The following is a 3,505-nucleotide window of genomic DNA, read 5'->3' on the forward strand; positions in this document are numbered from 1 at the left end:
GGATCGACCAGGCCGAGCGGCGCGTCTGGTTCCTGTACGAGGCGGGCCGCAGGGGGGATCCCACCGGCCATTAAGCCTGCTAAGCGGCGCGGCTTTTGTGTTGCGCGGGACCTCGGTGTGAGAAACTCCTCGCCGCGATGCGCTTCCGGGCGCTGGCGAGCGCTGATAGTCGTCGACTGCCTCGCTAGAGGCTTGAGCGCGCAGCATCTTTGGCGCGTAGCGGTGCATATGCTCGTGCTCGGTGCCGAACACGGCAAAGCCAAGCCGGTCTACGACGGCGGTGCGCATCCTGGTCAGCGGGTAGTACCATTGGCCGAGCCGGCATTTGCGGTGCGCGTCGCCGTCAGTATCGCGCTCATCGGGGTTTACCCGGCAAACGAGGACGGCGAGGCAGCCCCGGCACGCTGCGATACGGGAGGGTGCTATGCGACTCTATCTGGCGGCCATCTGCATTGCCCTCGTCACGCTTACCGTCGCTTCGTGTGGGACGCGGGCCACGCCCGATTTCGTGCGCGAAGCTGCGGTCAACGACATGTACGAGGCCGAGGCCGGCAAGCTCGCGGCGGCAAGAGGCCAGTCGGAGACGGTGAAGCAGTTCGCCCAGCAGATGGTCGAGGCTCACACCCAGATCACGGCCGAGCTGAAGGGCGTGGTTGACGCCGAGAAGATCGACGTCACCCTCCCGAGTGAGCTCGACGAGAAGCATCGCCGCATGATCGAGGACCTGAGCGCCGCGCACGAAGGCGACTTCGACAGGACCTATGCGAAACAGCAGGTCAACGCGCACGAGGCGGCGGTGGAAGCGTTCGCCGACTATGCCCAAAGCGGCGACGACGAGGTGATGAAGGCCTTCGCCGCCAAGGTGCTGCCGGTCCTTAAGCAGCACCTCGAAGAGGCGCGCAAGCTTCCTTGATAGGATCGGAGACCGCTCTGAAGATGGAATCGCATCAAGCCCTTGGCGGGCGCGGCTCAGATTGCGAGTCCGGTTCCGCGTAGAGCCAGTCGAATCCCGCGAGCAGCCGCTCGCCCGCCCGATGGCGCAGCACGAAATTCCGCGCAAGCCGCATGGCCCCCCTCATGTGATAGCGCGCTCCGTTTTTCTCGGACCGCTCGGCAACGCGTGCGGCGCGGGGCTTGCGTGCGGCCTCGTAAAGCGGAAAGGCGCGCGGCGCGTCTCCGTCATGCTCGGCGAGGCTCCTGGCGAGCGCGGCGGCATCCTCGATGGCAAGCGCAGCGCCTTGCGCAAGATAGGGCAGTACAGGGTGCGCCGCGTCGCCGATAAGAGCGATCCTGCCGCTCGTCCATGACGGTAGTCCGTCGAGCCGGTAGAGCGACCAGCAGCGCCAGCCTTCCGCCCGGTCGAGCAAGGACTGTACCTCCTTGCACCAACGTCCAAAGGCCGATCGCACATCCGCCTTATCGCCCATCTTGTTCCAGCCCCGGGCCTCGCTGCCGCCTGCCGTCACGCCGACGACGTTGAGGTCTTTTCCGCCGCGCACGGGATAATGCACGAGATGCGCATCCGGCCCGAGCCATACAGAAACGCCCGGCGCATCGAATGGGGCGGTGAGTTCGCTACGGGGAAGGAGGGTTCGCCACGCCGTGTCGCCGGTGAAAGCGAGGCGAGCCTCTGGCGCGATCAGCGTCCTGACTTCGGACCAGATGCCGTCGGCGCCGATGAGGGCGGGCGCTTCCGCCGTGCGTCCGTCGGCGGCGATAGCGCTGACGCATCGGTCGCGCAGATCGAGACCGGTCAAGTCGAAGCCCGGGCTCAGCGTCACGCCTTCTGCCGCTTTGCAGGCCGCGTAAAGAGCAGCGTGCAGGTCGGCACGATGGAGCGTGAGGTAGGGCGCGCCGTACCGCGCCTCGGCATAAGCCCCGAGAGGCATAGTGGCGAGCCGTCTGCCCGAGAGGCCATCGAAGATGAAAAGGCCCGCGGGTCTGAAGCCTACCTCGCGGATCGCTTCGGCCAATCCGAGCCGGTCGAGGAGGCGCGTAGCGTTCGGTCCGAGCTGGATACCGGCGCCGCTTTCCTCGCTGAAATGCGAGCGCTCGAGCACGGTCGCGCTTAAGCCTTGTTGGGCGAGCGCGATCGAAGCGGTGAGGCCACCGATGCCGCCGCCGGCTATCAGAATCTTGCTATCCGGCGTCATGAAGCCAAGTGCTCAGGCTGCCGGAGCCCCAGGAGGCGACGTCTCCACATAGATGGAGCTGGGCGGGTCGCTTTCGTCCTGGTCGAGGCTTCCGTCGTAAACGAACAGCGTCGAGCAATAGGGGCAGATGATCTGCGTTTCGTCTCCCATGTCGAGAAAGACGTGCGGATGGTCGAAAGGCGGGCTCGCCCCCATGCACTGAAATTCCTTGACGCCGATCTTGATCTTGTCGACGCCCTTGTCGTTTACGAGATGCGGGACCTTGGTCTGCGCCGCCATGATCGTACCGGTTCCAATGATGCTGACAGTGGCGCGCAGCATAGTGACCCTAGGGAGAAAGCGGTAGAGCCGAATGGCGAGTTTCGATTCAGACGGCGTCGAGATTGCCTATATCGACGAAGGGGAGGGCGAGCCAATCCTCTTGATCCACGGCTTCGCCTCGAACGTCGTGACCAACTGGGTCGATCCAGGCTGGGTGCAGGTCCTCGTGCAAAGCGGGCGGCGGGTGATCGCCTACGACAATAGGGGTCACGGGAAAAGCGAGAAACTCTACAATCCCGAGGTCTACGGCGCACCGGCGATGGCTGAGGACGCGCGCCGGCTGCTCGATCATCTCGCCGTCGCGCGGGCGGATGTCCTCGGCTATTCCATGGGCGCGCGCATCGCGACCTTCCTCGCGCTCGCGCATCCGGATCGCGTGCGCGGCCTGATCCTTGGCGGGCTCGGCATCAACATGGTGAGGGGGGTGGTGGCGAGCGGTCCCATCGCCAAGGCGCTCGAAGCGGAAAGTATCAATGACGTCACCAACGACACGGCGCGAAGTTTCAGGGCCTTTGCCGAGCAGACGAAGAGCGACCTCAAGGCGCTTGCCGCCTGCATCAGGGGGCCGCGGGAGAAGATCACGCCTGAGCGGCTCGCGACTATTGGCGTTCCGACGCTGATTGCCGTCGGCACCAACGACGTGATCGCGGGGTCGGGACGGGAGCTTGCATCCTTGATTCCGGGGGCCCAACTTCTTGAGATTCCGGGCCGCGACCATATGCGGGCGGTGGGCGATGCCGCCTTCAAGCAAGGGGTGCTCGACTTTTTAACCCGGCGGCCTTAAGGCCGTGCTAGTTATGCCGAAAAGTCCCCCTCCAAGAGGGGAAGTCAGTGAGGATGCCATGCCAAAGACGCTTGCTACGGCAGAACGCGAGATCAAGGCTTACGACCCGGTCTGGAGCCAGGTCAGGCGCGAGGCGGAGGAGATCAGCAGGGCAGAGCCCGCGCTCGGCGGCTTCATCTACGCCACGGTGCTCGACCATAAGCGTCTCGAGGATGCCGTGTGCCACCGGTTGGCGCGCCGTCTCCAG

At 65.0% G+C, this 3,505-nt stretch carries 6 protein-coding genes; 3 read left to right on the forward strand and 3 right to left on the reverse strand.

All coding sequences use genetic code 11. The features are described from left to right. On the reverse strand, nt 1-426 hold a 426-nt coding region (locus tag VFB18_RS15785), incomplete at its 3' end, for a CZB domain-containing protein (protein ID WP_414675667.1). Between VFB18_RS15785 and VFB18_RS07465 the strand changes: the two genes are divergently transcribed. Next, nucleotides 425-913, forward strand: coding sequence for a DUF4142 domain-containing protein (locus VFB18_RS07465; RefSeq protein WP_324973001.1), 489 nt, complete (start codon nt 425-427; stop codon nt 911-913). The two genes, VFB18_RS15785 and VFB18_RS07465, sit on opposite strands and share 2 nt — an antisense overlap. 34 nt (nt 914-947) lie before the next feature. On the opposite strand, the gene VFB18_RS07470 is transcribed toward VFB18_RS07465, so the two are convergent. Together VFB18_RS07470 and VFB18_RS07475 are read right to left on the reverse strand one after the other, a co-directional pair. After that, on the reverse strand, nt 948-2,153 hold the full coding sequence (locus tag VFB18_RS07470; RefSeq protein WP_324973005.1) for an FAD-dependent monooxygenase: 1,206 nt from the start codon (nt 2,151-2,153) through the stop codon (nt 948-950). Between the two features lie 12 nt (nt 2,154-2,165). Continuing rightward, nucleotides 2,166-2,432, reverse strand: a complete 267-nt coding sequence (locus VFB18_RS07475) for a zinc-finger domain-containing protein (protein WP_324973010.1) — start codon at nt 2,430-2,432, stop codon at nt 2,166-2,168. 73 nt (nt 2,433-2,505) lie between these two features. On the opposite strand from VFB18_RS07475, the gene VFB18_RS07480 reads away from it, so the two are divergent. Together VFB18_RS07480 and VFB18_RS07485 are read left to right on the forward strand one after the other, a co-directional pair. Then, complete coding sequence (locus VFB18_RS07480; RefSeq protein ID WP_324973008.1) at nt 2,506-3,258, forward strand: alpha/beta hydrolase; 753 nt, start codon at nt 2,506-2,508, stop codon at nt 3,256-3,258. 58 nt (nt 3,259-3,316) lie between these two features. Further along, on the forward strand, nt 3,317-3,505 hold a 189-nt coding region (locus tag VFB18_RS07485), incomplete at its 3' end, for a serine O-acetyltransferase (protein ID WP_414675666.1).

This window comes from Methyloceanibacter sp., assembly GCF_035650995.1.
Lineage (GTDB): Bacteria > Pseudomonadota > Alphaproteobacteria > Rhizobiales > Methyloligellaceae > Methyloceanibacter.